This is a genomic window from Sphingomonas citri, from assembly GCF_019429485.1.
Taxonomy (GTDB): Bacteria; Pseudomonadota; Alphaproteobacteria; order Sphingomonadales; family Sphingomonadaceae; genus Sphingomonas; species Sphingomonas citri.
Map to the genome: position 1 here is coordinate 2,501 of NZ_JAHXZN010000023.1, position 3,085 is coordinate 5,585.

Genomic DNA, 3,085 nt, shown 5'->3' on the forward strand with positions numbered 1-3,085 from the left:
GCAATTCGTGGATGCCTTGGCGCATACAGGCGATGAAGGACGTGGCACGCTGCGATAAGCTGCGGTGAGGTGTGAGCAACCTTTGACCCGCAGATTTCCGAATGGGGAAACCCACTCATCCTGTTTATCTGACTTCGGTCAGGTAAGCGGGGTTTTGAGTATCATGGGACTGAATACATAGGTTTCATGAAGCGAACCCGGCGAACTGAAACATCTCAGTAGCTGGAGGAAAAGACATCAACCGAGATTCCGTTAGTAGTGGCGAGCGAACGCGGACCAGGCCAGTGCCATTCATTCAAGTAGCAGAACACTCTGGAAAGTGTGGCCGTAGCGGGTGACAGCCCCGTATGCGAAACTGATGTGGATGGACTCGAGTAGGGCGGGACACGTGTAATCCTGTCTGAACATGGGGGGACCACCCTCCAAGCCTAAATACTCGTATGCGACCGATAGCGAACTAGTACCGTGAGGGAAAGGTGAAAAGCACCCCGATGAGGGGAGTGAAACAGTACCTGAAACGGATTGCCTACAAGCAGTTGGAGGGGTCTTGTGCCCTGACAGCGTACCTCTTGCATAATGGGTCTGTGACTTAATGTTTCAAGCGAGCTTAAGCCGATAGGTGTAGGCGCAGCGAAAGCGAGTCTGAATAGGGCGCTTTAGTTTGAAGTATTAGACCCGAAACCCGGCGATCTAGGCATGACCAGGATGAAGGTGGGGTAACACTCACTGGAGGTCCGAACCGATTAACGTTGAAAAGTTACCGGATGAGTTGTGTTTAGGGGTGAAAGGCCAATCAAGCCGGGAAATAGCTGGTTCTCCGCGAAAACTATTGAGGTAGTGCCTCGAGCGAATACCGTGGGGGGTAGAGCACTGGATGGGCTAGGGGGTCGCGAGATCTACCAAACCTAACCAAACTCCGAATACCCACGAGTACTACTCGGGAGACAGACGGCGGGTGCTAAGGTCCGTCGTCAAGAGGGAAACAGCCCTGACCTACAGCTAAGGTCCCCAAGTCACGTCTAAGTGGGAAAGCATGTGGGAATCCCAAAACAACCAGGAGGTTGGCTTAGAAGCAGCCATCCTTTAAAGAAAGCGTAACAGCTCACTGGTCTAAACAAGGGTTCCTGCGGCGAAGATGTAACGGGGCTCAAGACGTGCACCGAAGCTTAGGGTGTGCAGCAATGCACGCGGTAGCGGAGCGTTCCGTAAGCCTGCGAAGCCATCTGGTAATGGGTGGTGGAGGTATCGGAAGTGCGAATGCAGACATGAGTAGCGATAAAGAGGGTGAGATGCCCTCTCGCCGAAAGACCAAGGGTTCCTGCGCAAGGCTAATCCGCGCAGGGTGAGCCGGCCCCTAAGACGAGCCCGAAGGGGGTAGTCGATGGGAATGCGGTTAATATTCCGCAGCCTGGTGGTGTGTGACGGATGGCGTGTGTTGTTCAGCCTTATCGGATTGGCTGGGCTTCGAAGCTGTCCCGGGAAATAGCCCCACCGTATAGACCGTACCCGAAACCGACACAGGTGGTCAGGTAGAGTATACCAAGGCGCTTGAGAGAAGTGTCCTGAAGGAACTCGGCAAATTGCCTCCGTACCTTCGGAAGAAGGAGGCCCTGTATGAGCGCAAGCTTTTGCAGGGGGCACAGGCCAGGGGGTAGCGACTGTTTAGCAAAAACACAGGGCTCTGCTAAGTCGGCTTCAAGACGACGTATAGGGTCTGACGCCTGCCCGGTGCCGGAAGGTTAAGTGGAGGGGTGCAAGCTCCGAAATGAAGCCCCGGTAAACGGCGGCCGTAACTATAACGGTCCTAAGGTAGCGAAATTCCTTGTCGGGTAAGTTCCGACCTGCACGAATGGCGTAACGACTTCCCCACTGTCTCCAGGACATGCTCAGCGAAATTGAATTCTCCGTGAAGATGCGGAGTACCCGCGGTTAGACGGAAAGACCCCGTGCACCTTTACTGCAGCTTCAGAGTGGCAGTGGACAAGAACTGTGTAGCATAGGTGGGAGGCTTTGAAGCATTGGCGCCAGCCGGTGTGGAGCCATAGGTGAAATACCACCCTGTTGTTGTCTACTGTCTAACCTCGTTCCGTGAAGCCGGAACAGGGACCCTCTGTGGCGGGTAGTTTGACTGGGGCGGTCGCCTCCTAAAGAGTAACGGAGGCGCGCGAAGGTTGGCTCAGGACGGTTGGAAACCGTCTGTTAGAGTGCAATGGCATAAGCCAGCCTGACTGCGAGACTGACAAGTCGAGCAGAGACGAAAGTCGGTCATAGTGATCCGGTGGTCCCTCGTGGAAGGGCCATCGCTCAACGGATAAAAGGTACGCCGGGGATAACAGGCTGATAACCCCCAAGAGCTCATATCGACGGGGTTGTTTGGCACCTCGATGTCGGCTCATCACATCCTGGGGCTGGAGCAGGTCCCAAGGGTTTGGCTGTTCGCCAATTAAAGTGGTACGTGAGCTGGGTTCAGAACGTCGCGAGACAGTTTGGTCCCTATCTGCCGTGGGCGTCGAAATTTGAGAGGAGTTGACCCTAGTACGAGAGGACCGGGTTGAACGTACCTCTGGTGTACCTGTCGTCGTGCCAACGGCGCAGCAGGGTAGCTATGTACGGACGGGATAACCGCTGAAAGCATCTAAGCGGGAAGCCTCCCTCGAGATAAGATTTCTCAGGACGGTCGGAGACCACGACCTTGATAGATCGGATGTGGAAGCGCGGTAACGCGTGAAGCTAACCGATACTAATCGTCCTATTCGCGCTTGAGAGCACACACCCCCAACATCAGCGTTGGTACCAGGGTGATTTCTCCCCAAGCCAGGTGCATCGATTTATAACCCACATGATGGATAACAGGTCGGCGCCCCCAACAACGCGCCGCCCCACAACGCGCCGGCTCCATTGCCTGGTGGCCATAGCGTCGGTGTCCCACCCGATCCCATCCCGAACTCGGACGTGAAACCCGACCGCGCCAATGGTACTATCGCTCAAGCGATGGAAGAGTAGGTCGCCGCCAGGCATTGAAGCCCGCGCGTTGAAACATATCCATCATCCAAGAACCCATTCACACACACCGCTCTCCACCACG

The 3,085-nt window shown here is 55.2% G+C and carries 2 rRNA genes (1 of these 2 only partly in view); both read left to right on the forward strand.

The window, feature by feature from the left end:
* A 23S ribosomal RNA gene (locus KZ820_RS21625) occupies window positions 1-2,764 on the forward strand; it begins 16 nt to the left of the window's first position.
* A 137-nt stretch (window positions 2,765-2,901) separates the two neighbouring features.
* Window positions 2,902-3,016, forward strand: a 5S ribosomal RNA gene (gene rrf / locus KZ820_RS21630).
* The last annotated feature ends 69 nt before the right edge of the window (window positions 3,017-3,085 follow it).